This is a genomic window from Actinopolymorpha sp. NPDC004070 (genome assembly GCF_040610475.1).
Lineage (GTDB): Bacteria > Actinomycetota > Actinomycetes > Propionibacteriales > Actinopolymorphaceae > Actinopolymorpha.
On sequence record NZ_JBEXMJ010000007.1, the window covers coordinates 242,841 to 266,335 of the forward strand.

The 23,495-nt window shown below is 72.6% G+C and carries 17 protein-coding genes and 1 pseudogene; 10 read left to right on the forward strand and 8 right to left on the reverse strand.

Annotated features, from left to right (window positions below):
- Positions 1 to 2 precede the first annotated feature (2 nt).
- The 3 genes from ABZV93_RS15170 to ABZV93_RS15180 all read left to right on the forward strand — a co-directional run bounded on the left by ABZV93_RS15170 (position 3) and on the right by ABZV93_RS15180 (position 4,981).
- Complete coding sequence (locus ABZV93_RS15170; RefSeq protein WP_354935439.1) at positions 3 to 2,720, forward strand: DNA translocase FtsK 4TM domain-containing protein; 2,718 nt, start codon at positions 3 to 5, stop codon at positions 2,718 to 2,720.
- A 235-nt stretch (positions 2,721 to 2,955) separates the two neighbouring features.
- Positions 2,956 to 3,813, forward strand: a complete 858-nt coding sequence (locus tag ABZV93_RS15175; protein WP_354935442.1) for an NAD(P)-dependent oxidoreductase — start codon at positions 2,956 to 2,958, stop codon at positions 3,811 to 3,813.
- A gap of 79 nt (positions 3,814 to 3,892) precedes the next feature.
- Positions 3,893 to 4,981, forward strand: a complete 1,089-nt coding sequence (locus ABZV93_RS15180) for a mannonate dehydratase (RefSeq protein WP_354935445.1) — start codon at positions 3,893 to 3,895, stop codon at positions 4,979 to 4,981.
- Here the strand turns inward: ABZV93_RS15180 and ABZV93_RS15185 are convergent.
- The gene (locus tag ABZV93_RS15185) at positions 4,954 to 5,187 is read right to left on the reverse strand and encodes a helix-turn-helix transcriptional regulator (RefSeq protein ID WP_354935669.1); all 234 of its coding nucleotides are present in this window, start codon (positions 5,185 to 5,187) and stop codon (positions 4,954 to 4,956) included. The genes ABZV93_RS15180 and ABZV93_RS15185 overlap by 28 nt on opposite strands.
- 491 nt (positions 5,188 to 5,678) lie before the next feature.
- Between ABZV93_RS15185 and rimO the strand changes: the two genes are divergently transcribed.
- The 5 genes and pseudogenes from rimO to ABZV93_RS15210 all read left to right on the forward strand — a co-directional run bounded on the left by rimO (position 5,679) and on the right by ABZV93_RS15210 (position 9,563).
- The gene (rimO, locus tag ABZV93_RS15190; protein ID WP_354935448.1) at positions 5,679 to 7,271 is read left to right on the forward strand and encodes a 30S ribosomal protein S12 methylthiotransferase RimO; all 1,593 of its coding nucleotides are present in this window, start codon (positions 5,679 to 5,681) and stop codon (positions 7,269 to 7,271) included.
- A gap of 19 nt (positions 7,272 to 7,290) precedes the next feature.
- Positions 7,291 to 7,866 (forward strand): CDP-diacylglycerol--glycerol-3-phosphate 3-phosphatidyltransferase, encoded by a 576-nt coding sequence (pgsA, locus tag ABZV93_RS15195; protein WP_354935451.1) that lies wholly within the window; start codon positions 7,291 to 7,293, stop codon positions 7,864 to 7,866.
- Between the two features lie 23 nt (positions 7,867 to 7,889).
- Positions 7,890 to 8,459, forward strand: a complete 570-nt coding sequence (locus tag ABZV93_RS15200; protein WP_354935454.1) for a CinA family protein — start codon at positions 7,890 to 7,892, stop codon at positions 8,457 to 8,459.
- Positions 8,460 to 8,604: 145 nt separating this feature from the next.
- Positions 8,605 to 8,838 (forward strand): annotated as a pseudogene (locus tag ABZV93_RS15205) (helix-turn-helix transcriptional regulator); the annotation flags it as partial.
- A gap of 263 nt (positions 8,839 to 9,101) precedes the next feature.
- Positions 9,102 to 9,563 (forward strand): DinB family protein, encoded by a 462-nt coding sequence (locus tag ABZV93_RS15210; RefSeq protein WP_354935457.1) that lies wholly within the window; start codon positions 9,102 to 9,104, stop codon positions 9,561 to 9,563.
- 8 nt (positions 9,564 to 9,571) lie between these two features.
- Here ABZV93_RS15210 and ABZV93_RS15215 read toward each other — a convergent pair whose 3' ends face one another.
- Positions 9,572 to 10,375: a DNA-formamidopyrimidine glycosylase family protein gene (locus ABZV93_RS15215; protein ID WP_354935460.1), complete on the reverse strand. Its 804-nt coding sequence runs from the start codon at positions 10,373 to 10,375 to the stop codon at positions 9,572 to 9,574.
- Positions 10,368 to 11,060 (reverse strand): GDSL-type esterase/lipase family protein, encoded by a 693-nt coding sequence (locus ABZV93_RS15220; RefSeq protein ID WP_354935463.1) that lies wholly within the window; start codon positions 11,058 to 11,060, stop codon positions 10,368 to 10,370. The genes ABZV93_RS15215 and ABZV93_RS15220 overlap by 8 nt, the downstream gene beginning before the upstream one ends.
- Before the next feature lie 112 nt (positions 11,061 to 11,172).
- Here ABZV93_RS15220 and ABZV93_RS15225 point away from each other — a divergent pair, with 112 nt between their 5' ends.
- Positions 11,173 to 11,769, forward strand: a complete 597-nt coding sequence (locus ABZV93_RS15225; RefSeq protein ID WP_354935466.1) for a nitroreductase family protein — start codon at positions 11,173 to 11,175, stop codon at positions 11,767 to 11,769.
- 133 nt (positions 11,770 to 11,902) lie between these two features.
- Here ABZV93_RS15225 and glpK read toward each other — a convergent pair whose 3' ends face one another.
- Positions 11,903 to 13,417 (reverse strand): glycerol kinase GlpK, encoded by a 1,515-nt coding sequence (gene glpK / locus ABZV93_RS15230; RefSeq protein ID WP_354935469.1) that lies wholly within the window; start codon positions 13,415 to 13,417, stop codon positions 11,903 to 11,905.
- A gap of 87 nt (positions 13,418 to 13,504) precedes the next feature.
- Positions 13,505 to 14,227, reverse strand: a complete 723-nt coding sequence (locus tag ABZV93_RS15235) for an MIP/aquaporin family protein (protein WP_354935472.1) — start codon at positions 14,225 to 14,227, stop codon at positions 13,505 to 13,507.
- Positions 14,228 to 14,441: 214 nt separating this feature from the next.
- Here ABZV93_RS15235 and ABZV93_RS15240 point away from each other — a divergent pair, with 214 nt between their 5' ends.
- On the forward strand, positions 14,442 to 16,160 hold the full coding sequence (locus ABZV93_RS15240) for a glycerol-3-phosphate dehydrogenase/oxidase (protein ID WP_354935474.1): 1,719 nt from the start codon (positions 14,442 to 14,444) through the stop codon (positions 16,158 to 16,160).
- A 36-nt stretch (positions 16,161 to 16,196) separates the two neighbouring features.
- Here the strand turns inward: ABZV93_RS15240 and ABZV93_RS15245 are convergent, their stop codons facing one another.
- The 3 genes from ABZV93_RS15245 to ABZV93_RS15255 all read right to left on the reverse strand — a co-directional run bounded on the left by ABZV93_RS15245 (position 16,197) and on the right by ABZV93_RS15255 (position 23,402).
- Entirely contained in the window at positions 16,197 to 21,176 is a 4,980-nt protein-coding gene (locus ABZV93_RS15245; protein WP_354935477.1) for a DEAD/DEAH box helicase, read from the reverse strand.
- Between the two features lie 223 nt (positions 21,177 to 21,399).
- A complete protein-coding gene (locus tag ABZV93_RS15250; protein WP_354935480.1) occupies positions 21,400 to 22,761 on the reverse strand; it encodes a hypothetical protein in 1,362 nt (453 codons plus the stop codon).
- Complete coding sequence (locus ABZV93_RS15255) at positions 22,749 to 23,402, reverse strand: SigE family RNA polymerase sigma factor (protein WP_354935483.1); 654 nt, start codon at positions 23,400 to 23,402, stop codon at positions 22,749 to 22,751. Before ABZV93_RS15255 ends, ABZV93_RS15250 begins: the two co-directional genes overlap by 13 nt.
- Positions 23,403 to 23,495 lie beyond the last annotated feature (93 nt).

Genomic DNA, 23,495 nt, shown 5'->3' on the forward strand with positions numbered 1-23,495 from the left:
CCATGGCCCGGACGTCTTCCCCCGTACGCCGGGGACAATCCCGCACGGCGGGCCCGGCACGTTCGGACACGCGCACCGGCACCCGCACCCGTTCGGCGTCCCCGGCGCCGGCGCGGTCGGGCCGTTCCGGCGGGTCCGGTAAGAAGCCTCCGGCCAAGAAGGCTCCGGCGAAGAAGGCCCAGGCCAGACGCCCGCCACCCCGGGGGAAGAGCTCGGGTTCGGTGGGCAGCGTCCTCGGTCAGCTGCTGACCGGGATCGTCCGGCTGGTCGCCGGGATCTGGCTCGGCATCGCGCACCTGTTCGGCGGGATCGTCCGGCGGATGGGGTCGAGCGCGCGTGAGCTCGACCCCGAGCTCCGCCGCGACGGCGTCGGTCTGGCGTTCGTCGGCCTGGCGATCGTGGTCGCGGCCGCGGTCTGGTGGCGGATGCCCAACGACGTCGGCAGGGCGGTCCGCGGGGTGGTCGCCGGCACCGTCGGCGTGCTCGACTGGTCGATCCCGATCCTGCTCGCTCTGGTCGCCTGGCGGACGCTGCGCCACCCCGACCGCAACGGCCCCGGCGGCCGGCAGGCGATCGGGTGGGCGGCGATCCTGGGCGGCGGCCTCGGCCTGGTCCACATCAAGGACGGCCTGCCCCGTCCCACCAACGGCATCCAGAGCCTGGAACACGCCGGCGGCGCCATCGGCTTCGTGATGTCGTCGCTCCCGGCTGATCTGCTCACCGTGTACGTCGCCGTTCCGCTGTTGATCCTGCTGACGCTGTTCGGTGTGGTCGTGGTGGGCGGCACGCCGCTGCACGCGCTGCCCGAGCGGCTCCGGGACGTCTGGAACCATCACATCCTCCGTAAGGACACCGGCGAGGACGCCGACGGGGCCGACGGCGAGACCGACGTGAAGGGGGACGCGCCGACCCAGCCGCTGCGCCGGTCGCGGTCCCGGCGGCGGGTCGGTGCGTCCGCCAAGGGCGAGGACGGCGACGAGTCCGGCTTCACCGGCGACCACCCGTACGACAGCCCGGTGCTGGAGGGCCGCGAGCTCGGCAAACGCGGTAAGGGCAAGCCCGCCGGCGACGCCAAGTCCTCCGGTGCCGGCGCCGCTGCGGCCACCGGAGCTGGCGCGGCCGCGGCGGCCGCCGCCGGGGCCGCGTCCGGAAAGGACGACGGCGACGGCAAGCAGAGCGAGCCGCCGCCGCACAGCCCGCTGCCGCAGCGGGTCGAGCAGCTCGCCCTGTCCGGCGACGTGACGTACACCCTGCCGGCCAACGAGGTACTCGCCCCGGGTTCGGCCCACAAGGCGCGCACCAAGGCTTCCGACGCGATCGTCGACCGGCTGACCGAGGTGCTGGAGCAGTTCGAGATCGACGCCCAGGTGACCGGCTACACCCGCGGGCCGACGGTGACGAGGTACGAGGTCGAGCTCGGCCCCGCCGTCAAGGTGGAGAAGGTCACCGCGCTCAGCAAGAACATCGCCTACGCGGTGGCCAGCACCGACGTGCGGATCCTGTCGCCGATCCCGGGCAAGTCCGCGATCGGGGTGGAGATCCCCAACACCGACAAGGAGACCGTCAGCCTCGGCGACGTGCTCCGCTCGAACGTCGCGCGCGGAGACCACCATCCGATGCTGGCCGGGCTCGGCAAGGACGTCGAGGGTGGCTTCGTCGTCGCCAACCTGGCGAAGATGCCGCACCTGCTCGTCGCGGGCGCCACCGGATCCGGCAAGTCGGTCTTCATCAACTCGATGATCACCTCGATCCTGATGCGGTCCACGCCGGACGAGGTACGCGCGATCCTGGTCGACCCGAAACGGGTCGAGCTGAGCGTCTACGAGGGCATCCCGCACCTCATCACCCCGATCATCACCAACCCGAAGAAGGCCGCCGAGGCCCTGCAGTGGGTGGTGTCGGAGATGGACCGCCGCTACGACGACCTGGCGGCCTTCGGGTTCCGGCACCTGGACGACTTCAACAAGGCCGTCCGCACGGGCAAGGTCACCCCGCCTCCGGGCAGCGAACGCGTCCTCGCGCCGTACCCCTATCTCCTCGTCATCGTCGACGAGCTGGCCGACCTGATGATGGTCGCCCCGCGCGACGTGGAGGACTCGGTCGTCCGGATCACCCAGCTGGCCCGGGCCGCGGGAATCCACCTGGTGCTGGCCACCCAGCGGCCGTCGGTCGACGTGGTGACCGGACTGATCAAGGCCAACGTGCCGTCCCGGCTGGCGTTCGCGACGTCCAGCATGGCCGACAGCCGGGTCATCCTCGACCAGCCCGGCGCGGAGAAGCTGGTCGGTCAGGGCGACGGGCTGTTCCTGCCGATGGGAGCCAGCAAACCGATAAGGATCCAGGGCGCGTGGGTCAGCGAGAGCGAGATCCACAAGGTCGTCGAGCACTGCAAGACCCAGCTGCAGCCGACGTACCGCGAGGACGTCACCGCCGCGCCGGGCGCCAAGAAGGACCTCGACGACGACATCGGCGACGACATGGACCTCGTGGTGCAGGCCGCCGAGCTGATCGTGTCGACGCAGTTCGGGTCCACGTCGATGTTGCAGCGCAAGCTGCGGGTCGGGTTCGCCAAGGCCGGCCGGCTGATGGACATCCTGGAAAGCCGCGGCGTGGTCGGTCCGAGCGAGGGGTCGAAGGCGCGCGACGTGCTGGTCAAGCCGGAGGACCTCGAGGGCTTCCTGATCATCCTTCGCGGCGAGGGCGAGCCCGGGTCGGAGTAGGTCCGCTCACGAGAATCCGGGCCGTAGATTCTTCCGCGGAAGAATCTACGGCCCGGATTCTCCGCGGAAGAATCCGCGGGCTCGGTCTCGGGCGGCGCTCTTGCCAGGCAGAGGTGCCGATCCCGGCCGACCGGCGTGGGGCCCCGGCGTACCCCCGAGAGACCAGGCCCGCGATCATGTCGCCAGGGACAACCGACGAGGGTCGTCCCACAGCGAGAACGCGAGGAGTGGTGGCGTGCGCATTGCGGTGACCGGGGCGAACGGCCGGCTGGGCAGGGGAGTGGTGGCCGCCGCGCTCAAGGAGGGGCACGAGGTCGTCGCGCTGGACCGCGTCACCGAGCAACCCGCGGATGAGCCCGACGTCCGGGCCGCGTTCGGGACGCTGACGGTTCCTGTCGTGGACGTCGACGTCACCCGCTACGACAACCTGCTCGAACGCCTGACGGCCGCCCAGGCCGACGCGCTCGTGCACCTTGCCGCGATCCCCGGCCCGGGCGGCACGCCGGACCACCTCGTCCACGCCACGAACGTGCTCGGCAACTACCACGCGCTGCGCGCGGCGGTAGAGCTCGGCATCCGCCGGGTCGTGTGCGCCTCCAGCATCAACGCGATCGGCGGCATCTACAGCAAGCAGGCCCACTACGACTACCTGCCGGTCGACGAGGCGCATCCGACGTACGCCGAGGACGCCTACAGCCTGTCGAAGTGGCTCGGTGAGCAGCAGGCGGACGCGCTCGTACGCCTGGAGCCCGGCCTCACGGTCGCCAGTCTCCGCTTCCACGGCATCACCCCGCAGCCGCCAGCGCTGGAGCCCCGGGACGAGGAGCGGCTCGCCTTCGAGGCCAAGCACCTGTGGGGCTGGGTCGGACTGGAGGCGGCCTCGCGGGCCTGCCTGCTCGGGCTGACCGCCGACTTCACCGGGCACGAGGCGTTCTTCGTGGTCGCGCCGACCACCACCAGCGCGCTGGACTCCGCCGACCTGCGGCAGCGCTTCTACCCCGACGCGGAGGTCCGGACAGAGCTGTCCGGGCAGCAGGGTTTCTACGACTGCGGCAAGGCCGCGAGGGTGCTCGGCTGGTCCCACGACGGGTAGCACGCCGGCGCGGGGGACCAGTACCCATCACGGATCGCAAGATCTGCCAGGACGCCGGCGTACGACCGGAAGGGTTGGCATGAAGCTCGCAGAAATGGTTCCGTCCGCACCCGAGGCCGCACCGTTGGCCCGGCTCGTGGTCCAGGCCGGCGTCGGGTGGGCGGTCGGTGGACTTCCGCAGACCATCGGCGCGGACCGGCGCGGCACCGACGCGCCCTGGGACTACCTCCCGCTGCTGTCGATGAAGAAGCGGTACGAGAACGCCGGTCTGCGGCTGGCCGTCATCGAGGCCCGGCCGCCACTGGCGAACGCCAAGCGCGGGCTGCCCGGACGGGACGCCGAGATCGACGCGGTGTGCACGCTGCTTTCGAACATGGGCCGGCTCGGCATCCCGGTGTGGTGCTACGAGTGGATGAGCGACTTCAACTGGCTGCGTACCGACACCGCCGTACCCTCCCGCGGCGGTTCGCTGGTGAGCGGGTACGACCACGCGCTGATGCAGCAGGCGCCGCCGGTGGAGGCGGGACCGATCAGCGAGGACGAGCTCTGGGAGAACCTCGAGTACTTCCTGCGCCGGGTGGTTCCGGTCGCGGAGAAGGCGGGCGTCAAGCTGGCCATGCATCCGGACGACCCGCCGATCTCCCCGGTCCGCGGCGTGGGCCGGATCATGCGCAGCGTGGACAACTTCCAGCGGCTGCTCGACCTGGTGCCGAGCCCGGTGAACGGCGTCACGCTGTGCCAGGGCAACTTCCGGCTTATGACCGACGACATCCCGGCCGCCATCCGGAAGTTCGGAGAGCAGGGGAAGATCTTCTTCGTCCACTTCCGCGACGTCCGCGGCACCGTGGAGAACTTCGTCGAGACCTGGCACGACGACGGCCCGACCGACCTGTACGAATGCCTGCGCACCTACCGCGAGGTGGGCTTCGACGGGCCGATGCGGCCCGACCACGTGCCGACGGTGGAGGGGGACAGCAACGTCAACCCCGGTTACTCGCTGTACGGACGGCTGTTCGCGCTCGGCTACATCCGCGGGCTGATGGAGGGCGTGGGGCGCGAGGGCCGGGCCGGTCGGAACGGCTCCGCGTCGGCCCGGGCGGGTCAGGACGGGGCCGCGTGGGCTCAGGCGGATCAGTCGGATCAGGGCGAGGCCCTGCCGGCGGGCTGATCCGGCCGGTCGGGCACGACCCGGAACAGGTCACCGGGCTGGCAGTCGAGCGCGTCGCACAGGGCGGTGAGCGTGGAGAAGCGCACCGCCCTGGCCCGGTTGTTCTTCAGTACGGACAGGTTGACGACGGTGACGCCGACCCGGCGGGCAAGCTGGGTGACGGTCATTCCGCGCCGGGCGAGGGGTTCGTCCAGCCGGCACTCCACCCGGTGACCCTCGCCGGCGTCACCGTCACCGTCGTCAGGTCCGCCACGGGCCGCCCTCACACCAGCCCCTCCACGTCCCGGCTCATCAGGCGTCCCCGCCGGAACACCTCGGCAAGGGAGGCAGTCCAGGCGCCGCGGCGGCCCCTCGTACCGCGACCGTGATGGTGGCGCCGGTCTCGCTGGGACGTTGGTCCGGTTCGGCGCTTGTGTCGCGGACGTCGCGAACGCGCCCGGTCATGCTGATCCCCCGTCGTTAGAGCACGGCGTACCAAAACCTGGCTGGGGCGTGGCTGGTCGAACCGTCGTCGAGACGGCCGGATTTGCCGGGAACGACGTATCGACAATCGATAAGGTACGCCTACGAGGACCCCCGCCAGATCGATCTGAACCCCGCCCGGAACCCGCCCGGAACCCGCGTACGGATGGCGGGACCGGCGCGCGAGGGACGCCGGGATCGCAGGTCGAGCTCCGGTAAGCGAGGATGGGCCGCGATGACTGCGCCTTCCCATGCCCACCCGACCGCCGACGTGGCCCCCGAAACGACCACCACCGTGGCCGTCGTCACGCTCGGCTGCGCCCGCAACGAGGTCGACTCCGAAGAGCTCGCCGGCCGACTGGCCGAGGGCGGCTTCACCCTCGTCGAGGACGCCGAGTCCGCCGACGCCGTTCTGGTCAACACCTGCGGCTTCATCGAGACCGCGAAGAAGGACTCGGTGGACCAGCTGCTCGGTGCCGCCGACCTGAAGTCCGAGGGCGGGCGTACGCAGGCGGTGGTCGCCGTGGGCTGCCTGGCCGAGCGCTACGGCGAGGAGCTGGCGCGGGAGCTGCCCGAGGCGGACGCCGTGCTGAGCTTCGACGACTACCCCGACATCGCCGACCGCGTACGCACGATCCTCACCGGCGCCCCGCACGTGCCGCACGCCCCGCGCGACCGGCGCAAGCTGCTCCCCATCTCACCGGCCGCGCGCGGTTCGGCCGCCGCGGACTCCGCCGGTGCCGGCGGCGCGGTGGTTCCCGGCCACCGGGTGGTGACGCCGGACTCTCGCCCGGCGGCGGCCGACCTGACGCCGGACCTGCCGGCCGGCATCGCCCCGGCCTCGGGTCCCCGCGTACACCGGCGGCGGCTCGGCGGCGGACCCGTCGCGCCACTGAAACTCGCGTCCGGCTGCGACCGGCGCTGCGCGTTCTGTGCGATCCCGCGGTTCCGGGGCGCGTTCATCTCCCGTCCGCCGGAGGACGTTCTCGCCGAGGCGGAATGGCTCGCCGGGCACGGCGTCCGCGAGCTGTTCCTGGTCAGCGAGAATTCCACGTCGTACGGCAAGGACCTCGGCGACCTGCGGCTGCTGGAGACGAGCCTGCTGCCCGCCCTGGCCGCCGTCGACGGGATCGAGCGGGTCCGGGTGTCCTACCTCCAGCCGGCCGAGATGCGCCCCGGCCTGGTCGAGGCGATGGCCACCGTGCCGGGCGTCGCGGCGTACTTCGACCTGTCGTTCCAGCACGCGAGCCCCACCGTCCTGCGCCGGATGCGGCGGTTCGGCGACACCGAACGTTTCCTCGGCCTGATCGAGCAGATCCGCGCCGTCGCGCCGGAGGCCGGCATCCGCAGCAACGTCATCGTCGGCTTCCCGGGCGAGACCGAGGCGGACGTCGAGGAGCTGTGCGGGTTCCTGGAGGCCGCCCGGCTGGACGTGGTGGGCGTGTTCGGCTACTCCGACGAGGACGGTACGGAGGCGCTCGGCTACGACGGCAAGCTGGACGAGGACGAGATAGCCGCGCGGGCCGCCCGGGTCGGTGAGCTGGCCGAGGAGCTCACCGCGCAGCGGGCCGAGGACCGGATCGGGGAGGTCGTCGACGTGCTGGTCGAGTCCGTCGACCCAGACGACTCGGACGACTCGGACGACTCGGACGACCGGAGGGGCGGCTCGGTCGAGGGCCGCGCCGCGCACCAGGGGCCCGAGGTCGACGGCACCATCCGGGTGCTCGGCGTCAACGGCGTCGGTGTGGGAGATTTCGTCCGTGCCCTGGTGGTGGACACCGAGGGTGTGGACCTCGTGGCGGAGGCCCTTCCGGGTGCGGGTCGTTGAGGTCTCGGGGAGGCGTACGGTGACCGAAGTTCCGAAGGCCTCGCCCAGTGTCTGGAACGGCCCCAACGTCCTGACCGCGCTCCGCGTGGTGATGGTCCCGGTGTTCGGCTGGCTGCTGCTGTACGACAACGGCACCGACACCACCCACCGGTTCGCCGCGCTCGCGGTCTTCCTGCTCGCGGCCCTGACCGACCGGTTCGACGGCGAGCTCGCCCGCCGCTACAACCTCGTCACCGACTTCGGGAAGATCGCCGACCCGCTCGCGGACAAGGCGCTGATGGGGATGGCCCTGGTCGGGCTGTCGATCCTCGGCGAGCTGCCCTGGTGGGTGACGGTCGTGGTGCTCGTCCGCGAGGTGGGTATCACTCTGCTGCGGTTCCTGGTGATCCGGTCGCAGGTGATCGCGGCCAGCCGGGGCGGCAAGGCCAAGACCGTGCTGCAGACCGTGGCGATCACGTTGTACCTGCTGCCGTACGGCGGTCCGGTGCACATCGCGGCGGTTGTGGTGATGGCGGCGGCCCTGGTGGTCACCGTGGTGACCGGCGTGGACTACCTGTGGAAGGTGCTGCGGTCCCGCCGGTCGCGGGCCGCGTGACGTCGACGTCGGAGGGGAGTCCGGTGGGATCGGAAAGCAGTGCCGCAACCGGGACGAGCGCACCCGGGACGAGCGAGGCCGGGACGAACGGGTCGAGCGCGGCGTCGGCGGAGGTCCTGGCCGGCCGCTGCCACGAACTCCTTCAGCGGCAGCACGCCACCGCCGCCACCGCGGAGTCCCTGACCGGTGGACTCCTGGGTGCGGCCTTCACCCACCAGGCCGGATCCTCGGCCACCTACCGCGGCGGCGTCGTGTCGTACGCCGTGGATCTGAAGGCCTCTCTGCTCGGCGTGGACGCCGGCCAGCTGGCCGAACACGGACCGGTTCACCCGAGCACTGCCCGGGCGATGGCCGAGGGGGTCCGCGACCGGCTCGGGGCCACCTACGGACTGGCCACCACCGGCGTCGCCGGACCCGAACCGCACGGTGACCAGCCGGTCGGCACGGTCGACGTGGCCTGCGCGGGACCCGGTGGTACGCGGGGCGAACGGCTGCGGCTCCGGGGCGACCGGGAGCAGATCCGGCGGTCCACGGTGACCGCCGCTCTGGAGCTCCTCCTGGACGTACTCCAGGCCACGCCACGCACCAGCTGATCAATCCGTTCCGTGTCCTGGGCGTGCGGAGTCGTCACCGGGGTACGAAGGCGGGTACGGTGGGTTCAGCCCACTGCCCGGTTGTCCGGTGTCAGACCATTCGACGCCGGATACCACTACGAAGGGACACCGAGGGGAGCCACCAATGGTCCTGGTTCGTCACCTGCTGGGTGGCGTACTCCGCCGCCAGCGCCTACGCCGCGGGCTCACTCTCCGCGAGGTGTCCCTCGACGCCCGGGTGAGTCTGGGCTACATCTCCGAGATCGAACGCGGTCAGAAGGAAGCCTCCAGCGAGCTGCTGGCCGCGATCTGTACCGCCCTGGACGTCCCGCTGTCCGACGTGTTGCGTGAGGTCAGCGACGAGATCGACAAGGCGCAGACCCGTAGCGTCCTCACCGCCGCGCCCCGTCAGCAGGTGATCCGGAAGGTCACGTCCAAGCGGATCGCCGCCAACCGGATCGACGGGCCCCGACTGGACACCTCGAGGATCGAGCCGACCGACGCCGACCGTGACGTCGTCGTAGCCGCCTGATGGTGGCTGGTTCCGGCCCCGACGAACCATCACGCCCGGATCCACCCCAGGACCCGCCGCGCGCGGATCCTCCGCGCGAGGACCCACCTCATGCCGCGGACGAGCGCGGCATGCTCGAGTCCTGGCTCGCCTTCCACCGTGCGACCGTGGCGGTTAAGTGCGCCGGCCTGACCCAGGAGGGCGCCCACAACGCCCCCGTGCCGACATCGCCGCTGATGACCGCGGCCGGCCTGGTGTCCCACCTCCGCTGGGTGGAGAGCTACTGGTTCGAGCGCGTACTCCTCGGCGAGGCCGGCGCCGCGCCGGTCGATCCCGCCGACCCCGACGCCGAGTGGCGCCCGTCTCCCGACGTGCCGCTCGCCGACCTGCTCGCCGCGTACGACAAGCAGGTCGCGCGCTCACGGGAGATCGCCGCCGTGTTCTCCCTGGACCACCGCGCCGCTCCGCGCCGTCCCGGCGAGGAGGGCGTGACGCTTCGCTGGATCCTGCACCACATGGTCGAGGAGACGTGCCGGCACAACGGCCACCTCGACATCGTTCGCGAACTCACCGACGGGGTGACGGGGGAGTAGTACGCCCGTCAGCCGGGCCGGGACCCCGCGGGATCGGGTTGGCAGTGCGGGCACCAGAACGTCACCCGTTCCTGGCCGGGCGGGCCCAGCTCGCCCCGCCGGATCCGGGTCCGGCACCGCCGGCATGGTTCACCGGCCCGGCCGTACACCCAGTGCCCGCGTCCCCTCCGCAGATCGCCGGTGGTGGCCTGTTCGGGATGCTCGCGGTTGACCCACAGCAGCTGGCGGGCCAGCCGGACCATCCGGGTGAGGTCGCCGGCCGCCGACACCGGGGCGGTCGGTGGTACGCCACGCAGGAACAGCACCTCGGCGCGGTAGAGGTTGCCGATGCCGGCGAGGTTGCGCTGGTCCAGCAGCGCCTCGCCGATGGTGCGGTCGGGCTGCTCGGCCAGCCGGCGGACCGCCTCGGCCTGGTCCCAGTCCGGGCCGAGCAGGTCCGGTCCGAGGTGGCCGACGAGCGTGTCCTCCCGGTCGGTGGGTACGAGGTCGACCCTGGCCAGGCTCCGGCCGACGGCGACGGCGCGGTCGGTGGCCAGCACCACGCGGACGGGTTCGCGTGGCCCCGGGAACGCCGTACCGGCCGGGAACAACCGCCAGGAACCGTCCATGCCCAGGTGGGTGTGCAGCGTCAGGTCCGGCTCGATCCGGATCAGCAGGTGCTTGCCGCGGGCGAGCACCTCGGTCACCGTCCGGCCGGCGAGGTCGGCGGTGGCGTGCTGGGGCACTCGCAGGTCGGCGTGCGTCAGCCGCTGCCCGGCCAGTGCCACCCCCAGCCGCCTGGCCGTCAGCCAGACAGTGTCGCCCTCAGGCACCGGACACCCCGGGCACCCCGGGCACCCCGGGCACCGTGGCGGTATCGGGCACCGCCGCGGAATCGGGCACCGTCGCGGGGGAGTCCAGCCAGTCCCACCAGCCCGAGTCGAGGACCCGCCGGGCGAGCAGTTCGTAGCCGACGGCACGCGGGTGGGCGCCGTCGCCGATGGCCAGCTCGGCCCGCCACCGGGTGTCCTCGGCGAACGCCTGGGTGAGTGCGACGAACGGCACACGGCGCCGGGCGGTGAGCTCCCGCATCAGCACGGTCAACGCCAGCAGCCGCTCGTTGTGGGAGTCGTCGGTCAGCGCGGGCGGGCCGACCACGAGCGTGGCCAGCCCGCGCCGCCGGGTCCACTCCAGCAGGTCGGCCAGCACGGCGAGCGTGCCGACGCTCGGCACCCGCTCGGCGCCTCCCTCGCGCGCCTCCAGCGCGGTGTCGTTGGTCCCGAAGGACAAGACGACGCGGTTGTCGCAGCCGGCGGCCTGGCGCGAGGTGACCTCGGCGGCGAACCTCGCCTGGATGTCGCGTGAGGTGTCCCGCCGGACGCCGAGGTTGTAGAAGGTGAGGTCCCGGCCCCCGCGCAGGGTCTCCCGGGCGACCCGGCCCACCCAGCCGAGGCCTTCGGGGTCGCCCACCCCGGCGGTGTAGGAGTCACCGACGAAACAGATCCGCAGGTCGGTCATGGGCCGCATTCTTCCCGACCGCGAGCCCACCCGCGTTCCCGGCGCGTCGACGCTCGGTCCCGGGCCGAGGCTGGGATCGGCACGGCCCGGGGCGTGGGCCATGCTGGCGGGCATGGACTTCGCAGACGTCGTACGCCGCCGCCGGATGGTGCGCAACTTCGATCCCCGCCCCGTGGACCCGGCCGTGGTCGAACGCGTCCTGGACAACGCGCTGCACGCCCCGTCCGCCGGCTTCAGCCAGGGCTGGGGGTTCCTGGTGCTGGACCAGCCGGCCGACGTGGAGCGCTTCTGGGTCGCGGCCACGCCGGAGGGTGCCGGCTCCGACTCCTGGTCACAGGGCCTGCGCCGGGCACCGGTGCTGATCGTGCCGCTGTCGTGCAAGCGCGCCTATCTCGACCGGTACGCCGAACCCGACAAGGGCTGGACCGACCGGGACGAGTCGCGGTGGCCGGTGCCGTACTGGGACATCGACACCGGCATGGCCGCGCTGCTGATGCTCCTCACCGTCACCGACGAGGGGCTCGGCGCCTGCTTCTTCGGCATTCCGCCCGAACGCATCCCGGCGTTCCGTCGTGAGTTCGGCGTACCGGAGGACCACCTGCCGATCGGCGTGGTCGCGCTCGGGCACCGGGCACCGGACCGGCGTTCGCCGTCGCTGCGGCGCGGTCGGCGCGGCACGGACGAGGTGGTGCACCGCGGCCGGTGGTGACCGGGGCGCAACCCGCCTTGCCCGCGGTGCGCCAAGGCAAGGCCGGGGTTGCGATCGAGCAAGCAAGGCGGGGTTGCCCGCGCCAACTCCTGGTTGACGGCACGGGGCCGCCAGGGACGAACGTGCCGGCGGGTCAGTCCTCGTCGTCCACCCAGTCGAACGTCCGGGTGACCGCCTTCTTCCAGCGTGCGTAGTCGCGCTCGCGCACCTTGGCGTCCATCTTCGGCGTCCAGCGCTTGTCCTCCTGCCAGTTGCGGCGCAGGTCGTCCTCGCCGGACCAGTACCCGACCGCCAGGCCCGCCGCGTACGCCGCACCGAGTGCGGTGGTCTCGGCCACCTGCGGGCGGACCACCGGCACGTCGAGGATGTCGGACTGGAACTGCATCAGTAGCTCGTCGACCACCATGCCGCCGTCGACCTTGAGCTCGGTCAGGGTGACACCGGAGTCGGCGTTCATCGCGTCGACGACCTCGCGGGTCTGGTACGCCGTGGCCTCGAGAACGGCTCGGGCGATGTGGCCCTTGTTGACGTAGCGGGTCAGGCCGACCAGGGCACCCCGCGCGTCGGAACGCCAGTACGGCGCGAACAGTCCCGAGAACGCCGGGACGAAGTACGCGCCGCCGTTGTCGTCGACCGAGCGGGCCAGCGTCTCGATCTCCTCCGCCTTGCCGATCAGGCCGAGGTTGTCCCGGATCCACTGCACCAGCGAACCGGTGACCGCGATCGATCCCTCCAGCGCGTAGACGGGTGCGTTGTCGCCGATCTGGTAGCAGGCCGTGGTGATCAGGCCGTTCTGGCTCATCACGCGTTCGGTGCCGGTGTTCAGCAGCAGGAAGTTGCCGGTGCCGTAGGTGTTCTTCGCCGTGCCGACCTCGAAGCAGACCTGGCCGAAGGTCGCCGCCTGCTGATCACCGAGGATGCCGGCGATCGGCACACCGGGCAGCGAGCCGCCGCGCCGGCCCTCCGCGTACACCTGCGACGACGGCCGGATCTCCGGCAGCATCGACAACGGGATGCCCATCTCCTCGGCGATGTTCTCGTCCCACTGCAGGCTCGCGATGTCCATCAGCATCGTCCGCGACGCGTTCGTCACGTCGGTGATGTGCAGACCGCCGTCGGTGCCGCCGGTCATGTTCCACAGCAGCCAGCTGTCCATCGTGCCGAACATCAGCTCGCCGCGCTCGGCGCGTTCGCGGACGCCCTCCACGTTGTCCAGGATCCAGCGCACCTTCGGGCCGGAGAAGTACGTCGCGAGCGGCAGGCCGGTGCGGTCGCGGTAGCGCTCGGCCCCTCCGCCCAGCGCGCCGAGCTGCTCACAGATCCGGTCGGTGCGGGTGTCCTGCCACACGATCGCGTTGTAGACCGGCTTGCCCGTCGCGCGGTCCCACACCAGAGCCGTCTCCCGCTGGTTGGTGATGCCGACCGCGGCCACGTTGGCGGCGGTGAGGTCGGCGCCGGCCAGCGCGCCGGCCACCGTCTGCCGGGTGTTGCGCCAGATCTCCTCCGCGTTGTGTTCGACCCAACCCGCGCGGGGGAAGATCTGTTCGTGCTCCAGTTGGTGCACGCTCACGACCTGACCCGCATGGTCGAAGATCATGCACCGGGTGCTGGTCGTTCCCTGGTCGATGGCTGCGACGTAGTCGGTCATGTGAGCTCCCACTGGGTTGAAATGGTGCGGGGGTAGCGTACGTAGAACCGGCGTAGGTGGGCCGGGGCCGGGTGGGGAGGTGGCATGTCAGGACGCGACCCGGGCGAGCAGCCCCGCGACGAGGCCTCCGACCAGCGGCGCCACCACCGGCACCCAGGCGTACTGCCAGTCGCTTTCGCCCTTGCCTTTGATAGGAAGAACGGCATGGGCGAAGCGTGGGCCGAGGTCGCGGGCGGGGTTGATCGCGAAGCCGGTCGGGCCGCCCAGGCACGCGCCTATTCCCACGACCACCAGCGCCGCGGCCAGCGGGCCGAGCCCGGACGGCGTGCGCCCGAGCACCAGAACGACGTAGACCAGGACGAAGGTCGCGATCGCCTCGGTCACGACGTTCCATGCGTAGGCACGATAACGGGGCGCGGTGGCGAAGACCGCCAGCTTGTCGGCTTCGGTCTCGCTGTGTTCGAAGTGCAGCCGGTACGCCAGGAAGCACAGCACCGCGCCGAGGAACGCGCCCAGGAACTCCCCGACCAGGTAGGCGAGGGTGTTCACGGGCGTCACCGGGATGCCCGGCGCGAAGCTCGGCGCGCCGTCGACGACGATGCCGAACGTCACCGCTGGATTCAGGTGCGCGCCGCTGGCGAAGGCGACGTACACGCCGACGAAGATGCCGAGACCCCAGCCGAGGCTGACCAGCAACCAGCCGCCCCGGTGTCCGAAGGTGTTCTTCAGCAGCACGTTCGCCCCCGCCGAGCAACCCAGCAGGGTCAGCATCATCGTCCCCAGCGTCTCCGAGACGACGATCGTCCACATCGAAGGACCCTTCCGGGCGGCGGCACGCGACGGACGCCGGCCGAGCGGCGGCCCGGACCACGAGCCTGCCGAACGTCACTGCCCGATCCTGCCCGCCGCCGTACCGGCTGTCGCGAAAGTCCCCGACTTCTGCGATCCTGCGTGATTCCCGGATATCGGGGTCGGCAGGTGTCCGCTTGAGTCCGCTGTCCACGTATCGGCTGAGGAGTTGGTTGTGAGTAGTTCCGGGAAGTTGGGCCCGCAGGAACGCGCCGAGGCCTGGGACCGGTTCGGTGCCGAGCAGTTCGACGTGCTCGTGGTGGGTGGCGGCGTGACCGGTGCCGGTTCCGCGCTGGACGCCGTGACGCGCGGGCTGAACACCGCCCTGGTCGAGGCACGCGACTTCGCCAGCGGCACGTCCAGCCGGTCCAGCAAGCTCTTCCACGGCGGCCTGCGCTACCTCGAACAGCTGAACTTCGGGCTGGTCGCCGAGGCGTTGCGCGAACGCGAGCTCATGCTCACCCGGATCGCGCCGCACCTCGTCAAGCCGGTGGAGTTCCTGTACCCGCTGCAGCACCGGCTGTGGGAACGCCCGTACGTCGGCGCCGGCCTGATCCTCTACGACACCATGGGCCGCGGCCGCTCGGTGCCCGCCCACCGGCACCTCAGCCGGACCGGTGCGCTCAAGCTCAGCCCCGGGCTGCGTCAGGACGCGCTGGTCGGCGCGGTGCGTTACTACGACGCGCAGGCCGACGACGCCCGCCACACGCTCACGGTGGTGCGCACCGCCGCCCGCTACGGCGCCGCGGTCCGCAACTCCAGCGAGGTGACCGGCTTCCTGCACGAGGGCGGCCGGGTGGTCGGAGCGGAGGTGCGCGACGTCGACTCCGGTGCCACCACGACGATCCGGGCGAAGGTCGTGATCAACGCGACCGGGGTCTGGACCGACGACCTGCAGCGCCTCACCGGCGGGCGGGGGCGGTTCCGCGTACGAGCCTCCAAGGGAGTGCACGTCCTGGTGCCGCGGGACCGGATCGCCTCCGAGGTCGGGCTGATCCTGCGGACCGAACGCTCGGTGCTGTTCGTCATCCCGTGGGGCAACCACTGGATCATCGGCACCACCGACACCGACTGGAACCTCGACCGCGCCCACCCCGCGGCCAGCCGCGCCGACATCGACTACCTCCTCGCCCACGTCAACGAGGTCCTGTCGGTGCCGCTCACCCACGACGACATCGAGGGCGTGTACGCCGGGCTGCGGCCGCTGCTGGCCGGTGAGTCCGAGCAGACCAGCCAGCTGTCGCGGGAGCACGCGGTGGCCCGGCCCCTGCCCGGCCTGGTCTCGATCGCGGGCGGGAAGTACACGACCTACCGGGTGATGGCCAAGGACGCGATCGACGCGGCTCGGCCCGACCTCGGGAACTCACTCCCGCCGTCGGTGACCGAGCACGTCCCGCTGGTCGGGGCCGAGGGATACCACGCGCTGATCAACCAGGTGGACCGGCTGGCCGAGGACCACGGGCTCCCGGTGTGGCGGATGCAGCGGCTGCTGGACCGGTACGGCTCGATGGTCGACGAACTGATGACGCTGGCCGAGGACGACCCGTCCCTGCTGGAGCCGCTGCCCGGCGCGGGGGAGTACCTCCGGGTGGAGGCGAGGTACGCCGCCACGCACGAGGCGGCGGTGCACCTGGACGACGTCCTCGCCCGGCGGACCAGGATCTCCATCGAGACCCCGCACCGGGGTACGGAGACCGCGCAGCCCGCGGCCGAACTCGTCGCGGACGTGCTCGGGTGGGACGACGCGCGCACCCGCAACGAGGTGGAGGTCTACCAGGCCCGGGTGGCCGCCGAGCGCGAGTCGCAGCGCAAGCCCGACGACCTGGGCGCCGACGCCGAGCGGCTGCTCGCGCCGGACACCCGCAAGCTCGCCGTGGGCCGCGCCATGGGCTGACCGGCAGTCCTCCGGGGTTCGGATGCGCGGCTGAGTTCAGCCGCGCATCCGCAGGCCCCGTGGCGTGACGTGGAAGCCGGCCGCGGCCAGCGCGGTGGCCAGCGGCGTGGTGCCGTCGGGGTGGTTGGCCGGTCGCAGGATCGCCTCGCCGTCGACGCGTTCGACGGTCAGCTTGCCGAGCACCCCGTCACGGACGGCGAGCGCGAGCGCGTCGACGGCGGGTTGCAGCACCTGGAGATCCTCCGACCAGGTGAGGAGCGTGCGGCCGCCGCGTTCGACGTACAGCACCAGCTCGCCCTCGACCAGGACGACGAGCGCGCCCGCCTTCCGACCGGGCCGGTGCCCGTGCTGGTCGTCCGGTGCGCGGTCGGGCCGGGGCGGCCAGGCCAGCGCGGCGCCGTAGGGGTTGGCCGGGTCGGTGGCGGCGAGCACCAGCGTCCTGCCGGACGCGTCCGCGGACCGGCGGCCCGATCCACGCCCGCCTTGCCCGAACTGGCCGCCCTGGCCGTACTGGCCGGACAGCCCGCCGGGCTCCGCACCGGTGTCGGCGTTCGGGTCGCCCATGCCACGCAGGCGGTCGACGGCGCCGGGCGCACCGAACTGCGCCGCGCCCAGGCCGGCGACGAAATAGCCCCGCCGGCAGCGGCCGGACTCCTCGAACGCCGACAGCACCTGGTAGACCGCCGCGAATCCGCCGGGGATGCGCTCGGCCATCACGGCGCCACGAGTCACCACGCCGTGCCGGTCCAGCAGCGCCTCGGCCGCGGCGTGCGCACGCCGGGTGGCGTCGGGATCGCGCCCGGGCAGCAGCGACCAGCGTCCTGCGGCGGTCGGCGGACCGGTCCGCGACGGCATCGCCGGGCGCCCGCGTCCGCGAAGGCCCGACCGTCCGGCGGCGAACCTGGCCCGGGGCGCGCTGCGCCGGGTCCGGTGCGTCGAGGAGCCGCTGCCCACCAGCGTCCGCAGCGGGGCCAGCGTGTCGCCGGTCACGTGTCCGGCCCACACGAGGTCCCACAGTGCGGTCACCAGCGTCTGGTCGTCGAGCACCGGACTCTCGCCGATCCGGGTCTGGACCGCGCTGGACAGCGGCCGGAAGAAGAACCCTCCGCCGGACTCGAGCACCTCCAGGATCGCGGTGTGCACCGGGCTCGGCTCGAACTCCGGATCGGGGTCGGGCAACGTCAGGTCGGCGGTGTCGGCGAGGTGCAACGACACCCAGCCGTCGGTGCCGGGCAGCGTGCCGTGGCCGGACCAGACCACCTCCCCGGAGGCGGTCAGTTCGTCCAGCATCGCGGGGGAGTAGTCGGGCACCCGGGTGGCCAGCACGAGGCGTTCGAGCGCGGACGCCGGCACCGCGCAGCCGGCCAGCTGCTCGACCACCGACAGCACGCCGTCCGTGCCGCGCTGCCGGCCGCCGACCTGCTGCCAGGTGGGGAGGAAGCGGGCGAGGACGGCGGGCTCGACCGGCTCGACCTCGCTGCGCAGAACAGCCAGCGAGCGGCGGCGGAGGGTGCGCAACACCCCGGCGTCGCACCACTCGGTGCCGTGGCCGGTGCCCACCGACCGGGCGGCCGGGACGACCGGGACGACCGGCGCCTCACCACCGGCCGTGCCGTTCGTCCCTTCCGTACCCCCTGATCCCTGCGCCCCGCCGCCGGACGCCGGAGCTTCACCGGCCGGGCGGAAGGCGCCCTCGACCACGCGCCCTTCACCGGCCAGCCGCCGCAGCGTGTCGGCGACCACGACGACGCCCAGCCCGAACCTCGCCGCGACCTCCCCGGCGTGGAACGGTCCGTGCGTGCGGGCGTACCGGGCCACCAGGTCACCCATCGGGTCCGCGACCGGCTCGGTGAACGCCTCCGGCACCCCGACCGGAAGCGGGATGCCGAGTGCGTCGCGCAGCCGCGCGGCGTCCTCAACGGCGGCCCAGCGTTCCTCACCGGCAAGGCCCGGCCCTCGGAACGCGATCACCCGGCGGGCCTGGGCCAGCTCGGCGAGCCAGCCGGCCGCCTGGGTGGGTTCGGTGCAGCGCTGCTCGACCTCCGCCGCGGACAGCGGGCCCAGCAGCCGCAACAGGTCGGCCACTCCTTCGGCGTCCCGGCACCGGCGGTCGGGAGTCAGCCGCTGCAGCTCGGTCTCGGTCCGCTCGATCACCTCCGCGTCGAGCAGGTCGCGCAGCTCGGTGGTGCCCAGCAGCTCCGCGAGCAGCGACTTGTCCAGGGCCAGCGCCGCGGCCTTGCGTTCGGCCAGCGGGGCGTCCCCTTCGTACATGAACGCGGCGATGTAGCCGAAGGTCAGCGACTTCGCGAACGGCGACGGCTCCTGCGTCTCCACCTCGACCACCCGGATCCGGCGGGCGGCCACACCGCGGAGCAGCTCGACCAGCCCGGGCAGGTCGTAGACGTCCTGCAGGCACTCGCGCACGGTCTCCAGGACGATCGGGAACGAGGCGTACTTGCCGGCGACGGCCAGCAGTTGCGCGGAGCGCTGCCGCTGCTGCCACAGCGGAGTGCGGCGGCGCGGGTCGCGGCGGGGGAGCAGCAGGGCACGGGCGGCGCACTCGCGGAACCGGGACGCGAACAGCGCCGACCCGCCGAGCTCGTCGGTGACGATCCGCTCGATCTCCTCCGGCTCGAACAGCACCACGTCGGCACCGGGCGGGTCCTCGTCGGTGTCGGGGATGCGGAGCACGATGCCGTCGTCGGCGTGCGCGGCCTGGACGTCGACGCCGTAGCGTTCGCGCAGGCGGGCGCCGATGGCCAGTGCCCACGGCGCGTGCAGCCCACCGCCGAACGGCGTGTGGACGCAGACCCGCCAGTCTCCGAGCTCGTCCCGGAACCGCTCGACCACGATCGTCCGGTCGTCGGGCACGTGCCGGGTGGCCTGCTTCTGCTCCTCGAGGTAGGAGACGAGGTTGTCGGCCGCCCACTCGTCCAGACCTGCAGCGCGCACCTGTGCTCGCGCGTCGTCGGGTGACTGGCGGCCGAGCTTGCGGACGAACGCGCCGATCGCCTGGCCCAGCTCGGCCGGCCGGCCCAGCGCGTCGCCCTTCCAGAACGGCAGCCGCCCGGGCTGCCCGGGAGCCGGAGACACCAAAACCCGGTCGTGGGTGATGTCCTCGATCCGCCAGGACGACGCGCCCAGGGTGAACACGTCGCCGGTGCGCGACTCGTACACCATCTCCTCGTCCAGCTCACCCACCCGGCTGGACTTCTCACCGACCAGGAACACGCCGAACATGCCCCGGTCGGGGATGGTGCCGCCGCTGGTCACCGCGAGCCGCTGGGCGCCGGGCCGGGCGGTGAGCGTCCCCGCCACGCGGTCCCACACCAGCCGGGGCCGCAGCTCGGCGAACTCGTCGGAGGGGTAGCGGCCGGCCAGCATGTCCAGCACGGCGTCGAACGCCGACCGGGGCAGGGTGTGGAACGGCGCGGCCCGGCGGACCAGGTCGTACAGCTCGTCCACCGGCCAGGTGTCCACGCACACCGTGGACACGACCTGCTGGGCGAGGACGTCGAGCGGGTTGGCCGGCACCTTCGTGGCCTCGATCGAGCCGGTGCGCATCCGCTCGGTCACCACCGCGGTGGCGATCAGGTCGCCGCGGTACTTCGGGAAGATCACCCCCCTGGACACTGCGCCGACCTGGTGGCCCGCGCGACCGACCCGCTGCAGGCCGCTGGCCACCGAGGGCGGCGCCTCCACCTGCACCACCAGGTCGACCGCGCCCATGTCGATGCCCAGCTCCAGGCTGCTGGTGGCGACCACGCAGGGCAGCCGGCCGGACTTCAGGTCGTCCTCGATCAGGGCCCGCTGCTCCTTGCTCACCGAGCCGTGGTGGGCGCGGGCCAGAACGGGAGCGGCACCTCCGCTCGCACCTGCCTGGCCCATCAGCTCGGCCGGCCGCCCGATCACCCGCGGTCGTACGAGGTCGCTGGGAAACAGGTCGGACTCGCCCGCCTCCTCCGGCGCGCGATCCTGAGCACTCTCCTCGGCGCGGTCCTCGGCGATCTCGTTCAGCCGTGCGGTGAGTCGTTCGGCGAGCCGCCGGGAGTTGGCGAACACCAGCGTGGACCGCTGGGCGGCCACCAGGTCGGTGACCCGCTCCTCCACGTGCGGCCAGATGGACACCCGGCGGTCGGCGCCGGCCGCCGCGCCCAGCTGCTCCTCCGGTGGCAGCGGCCGGCCGAGCTCGCTCATGTCCTCCACGGGGACGACCACCTGCAGGTCGAACTCCTTGGCGTACGGAGGATTGACCACCGTCACCGGGTCGGCACCGCCCAGGAACCGCGCGACCTCCTCGACCGGGCGTACGGTCGCGGACAGCCCGATCCGCTGGGCCCGGCGACCGGACGACGACGGCGCTGTCGCGGTGGCGGCCCCGGGCGCCTCGTCGTCCTCGCCGGCGCCTCCGTCCGCGGTGGCGGGGTCGGGCTCGCCGAGCAGCGCGTCCAGCCGCTCCAGAGACAGCGCCAGGTGCGCACCGCGCTTGGTGCCCGCGACCGCGTGCACCTCGTCCACGATCACCGTCTCCACGCCGCGCAGCGACTCCCGGGCCTGGGAGGTGAGCAGCAGGAACAGCGACTCCGGCGTGGTGATCAGCACGTCGGCGGGGGTCCGGGCGAACCGCCGCCGCTCCTCGGCCGGGGTGTCACCGGACCGGACGGCCACGTCGATGCGCGGCTCGGGCAGGCCGAGCCGGGCGGCGGTGTGCCGCAGACCGGCCAGCGGCGCGCGGAGGTTGCGCTCGATGTCGACCGCGAGCGCCTTCAGCGGCGAGACGTAGAGGACCCGGCAGCGGCGGGTGCGCTCGGCCGGGACCGGCTCGCGGGCCAGCCGGTCCAGCGCCCACAGGAAGGCCGCGAGCGTCTTGCCCGAACCGGTCGGTGCGACCACCAGGCTGTGGTGGCCGCGGCTGATGGCGTCCCAGGCACCCTCCTGAGCCGCCGTGGGCGCGGCAAAGGAGGACCGGAACCACTCCTGGGTGGCCGGGGAGAAGCGGTCGAGAACGTCGGGCACCGCTCCATGGTGCCCCGGCCCACCGACAACCCCCGCCTCCGGGCGTCGTCCGCCCACGTCAGCCGCACGGAGGCACCATCCATTTCCGGTACAAAGCGGGCAGATCCCGGCGACATCGGGACGCCCACCGACCGCCGGGCACGGGTTCGGGTCCCGCGTCAGGTCCAGGCCGGCCAGGTCCCTGCCCGTCGGCCGCACGGTCCGGCCCGGCGGGCGAGAGAGGTCATCTGACCGTGACCGGCTCCCAGGTGCCGCCGCCGTCGGCGGTACGGAACAACCTGCCGTCCACGTCGAGGATGTAGCCCACCCGGTCGCTGGTGAACCCGGCGTACGTCGGCGTGCCGAGACCCTCCACTCTGGCCTGCGCCGGCTGGTCGGACTCGCTCACCACGAGCGCCTTCCCGGGAACTGCCACCACCGCCTGCCGACCGCTCCGGGCACCGAGCGCGGCCGCGGTGCCCGAGATCGCGGGAGTGCCCGAGGACACCGGCGACCAGGAGGCGCCGTCGTCGCGGGACACGTGCACCTCGGCGGCGGTACCCGTGGGACAGGTCAGCCACATCGAGTCGCTGGTCGCGGACAGCCGGCCGGCCGCGAGGTCTGCCTTGCACGGCGTCGGGTGCTGGTCGAACGTCCGGCCGCCGTCGGCGGAGGTGAGGACGAAGGCGTCGTTGCCGGACCGGTCGGTGACCGCCACCACCTGCTGGGTCACCGCGAGGCTCGCGGGCGCGTGCAGGTCGACGCCGACCCGGCTCCAGGTGTCCTCGCCGCTCGGCGAGCGCCACAGCGTCCAGGTGGAGCCGTCGCGCACCAGCGCGAACGCCGTGCCGTTCGCGGTCTCCAACTGCTCCACCAGGCCGGGCACGGAGCGCACCTGGTGCCAGCCGCGGCCGCCGTCGTGGGTGCTCCACAGGGCACCGCCGTAGGCCCAGCCGTCCTTGGCGTCGGCGGCGAACCGCAGGTCGTGGACGGTCTTGGTGGTGACCTTGTTGGTGGCGCGGACGACCGGTGCGGCGAACTCCGGCAGGGCGGTGAAGCGGTCCCCGCCGTCACGGGTGACCACGACCGCGGCACGATCGGAGCCGGCGGCGGACTCCCCGAGGACCCAGAAGTTCTGGTCGCTCGCCGCGGTCAGGGACACCGGCGAGAACTTCGCCGGCACCGCCCCCGTCGCGACGTCGGGCGTCGCGGACTTACCCGGCGGAGTCGGCGAGGGGGTACGGGAGTCGGCGGTGGGAGGTGGGGTCGGGGTCGAACTCGGGCGCGGGGTGGACGCCGGCGCGCCGGCGGCGTCGTCGTCCTTCGGGCTCGGGGTCGCGGCACCGCTTCGCGCGCGTTCGACCGCGGTGGTGGACTCGCTCTTGCCTGCTGCCGTCGTCAGGACAGGCTGGCGGAAGATGTATCCCACTCCGCCCACGCCGGCGACGAGCAGGAACACCGCCACGGCGGTCACCGCGGTGGTGCGGTGGCGCCTGCGCCGCGCGGCGGCGTTGACCCGCACCCGGTCGAGCAGGTCCGAATCGGCCGGCAACCGCCACGCGTCGTCGCGTAGCGCCTCGCGCAACCGGCCCTCTATCGGGTCCATCGTGTGTTCTCCCCCTCGCCGGCGGCGGGACGCTCGGCCGGATGGTCCACGGCGGCGGGGTGTTCGGCCGGAGTTTCCATGACGACGGTGGATTCGAGCGAAGGTTCGGGGATGGGCCGAGCCGGACGCGGCATGGGCGTGCTGTCGGGGGCGAGCGTGCCGGCGGCCTCGGGCAACCGGACCCGGAGCTTCGCCAGCGCCTTGGAGGTCTGGCTCTTCACCGTGCCGACGGAGCAGCCGAGCATGTCGGCGGTCTGGCGTTCGGACAGATCCTCGGCGAACCTCAGCACGATGACGGCCCGCTGGCGGCGGGGCAGGGAGTCCAGCGCGGCCTGGAGATCCTGGTCGGGAAGCTGCGGGTCGTGGTGCTGGCCGCTCTCGGGAACGTCGTCGGTGAGGTACTCACGGCGACGCCGGCGCCAGACGCTGACGTTGCGGTTGACCATCGTCCGGCGTACGTAACCCTCGGGGTCGTCGCGGTTGCGCACCCGCGGCCAGGCCGCCAGGGTGCGTTCCAGTGCGTCCTGAACGAGGTCCGCGGCCGCGTCGGGGTTGCCGGTCAGCATGTGGCCGAACCGCAACAAGTCGGACATACGCCCACGAACGAACGCATCGAACGCATCCTCCTCTTCGCGCCGCACTCGGCTCCCCTTCGCCTTTGGCGGTCCGTGCCTTCGGACGCAGGACCGTTCACCGTAGGTTGCCCGGCTCCCCGAAATTCTCGCATCCGTCCC

Bases quoted from the DNA above. Each gene is read 5' to 3' on its own strand.
- glpK (WP_354935469.1), bottom strand. From the start codon at position 13,417: ATGACCGACTACGTCGCAGCCATCGACCAGGGAACGACCAGCACCCGG.
- ABZV93_RS15220 (WP_354935463.1), bottom strand. From the start codon at position 11,060: ATGACCGACCTGCGGATCTGTTTCGTCGGTGACTCCTACACCGCCGGG.
- ABZV93_RS15250 (WP_354935480.1), bottom strand. From the start codon at position 22,761: ATGGACCCGATAGAGGGCCGGTTGCGCGAGGCGCTACGCGACGACGCG.
- ABZV93_RS15170 (WP_354935439.1), top strand. From the start codon at position 3: ATGGCCCGGACGTCTTCCCCCGTACGCCGGGGACAATCCCGCACGGCG.
- rimO (WP_354935448.1), top strand. From the start codon at position 5,679: ATGACTGCGCCTTCCCATGCCCACCCGACCGCCGACGTGGCCCCCGAA.
- ABZV93_RS15225 (WP_354935466.1), top strand. From the start codon at position 11,173: ATGGACTTCGCAGACGTCGTACGCCGCCGCCGGATGGTGCGCAACTTC.
- ABZV93_RS15180 (WP_354935445.1), top strand. From the start codon at position 3,893: ATGAAGCTCGCAGAAATGGTTCCGTCCGCACCCGAGGCCGCACCGTTG.
- ABZV93_RS15210 (WP_354935457.1), top strand. From the start codon at position 9,102: ATGCTCGAGTCCTGGCTCGCCTTCCACCGTGCGACCGTGGCGGTTAAG.
- ABZV93_RS15235 (WP_354935472.1), bottom strand. From the start codon at position 14,227: ATGTGGACGATCGTCGTCTCGGAGACGCTGGGGACGATGATGCTGACC.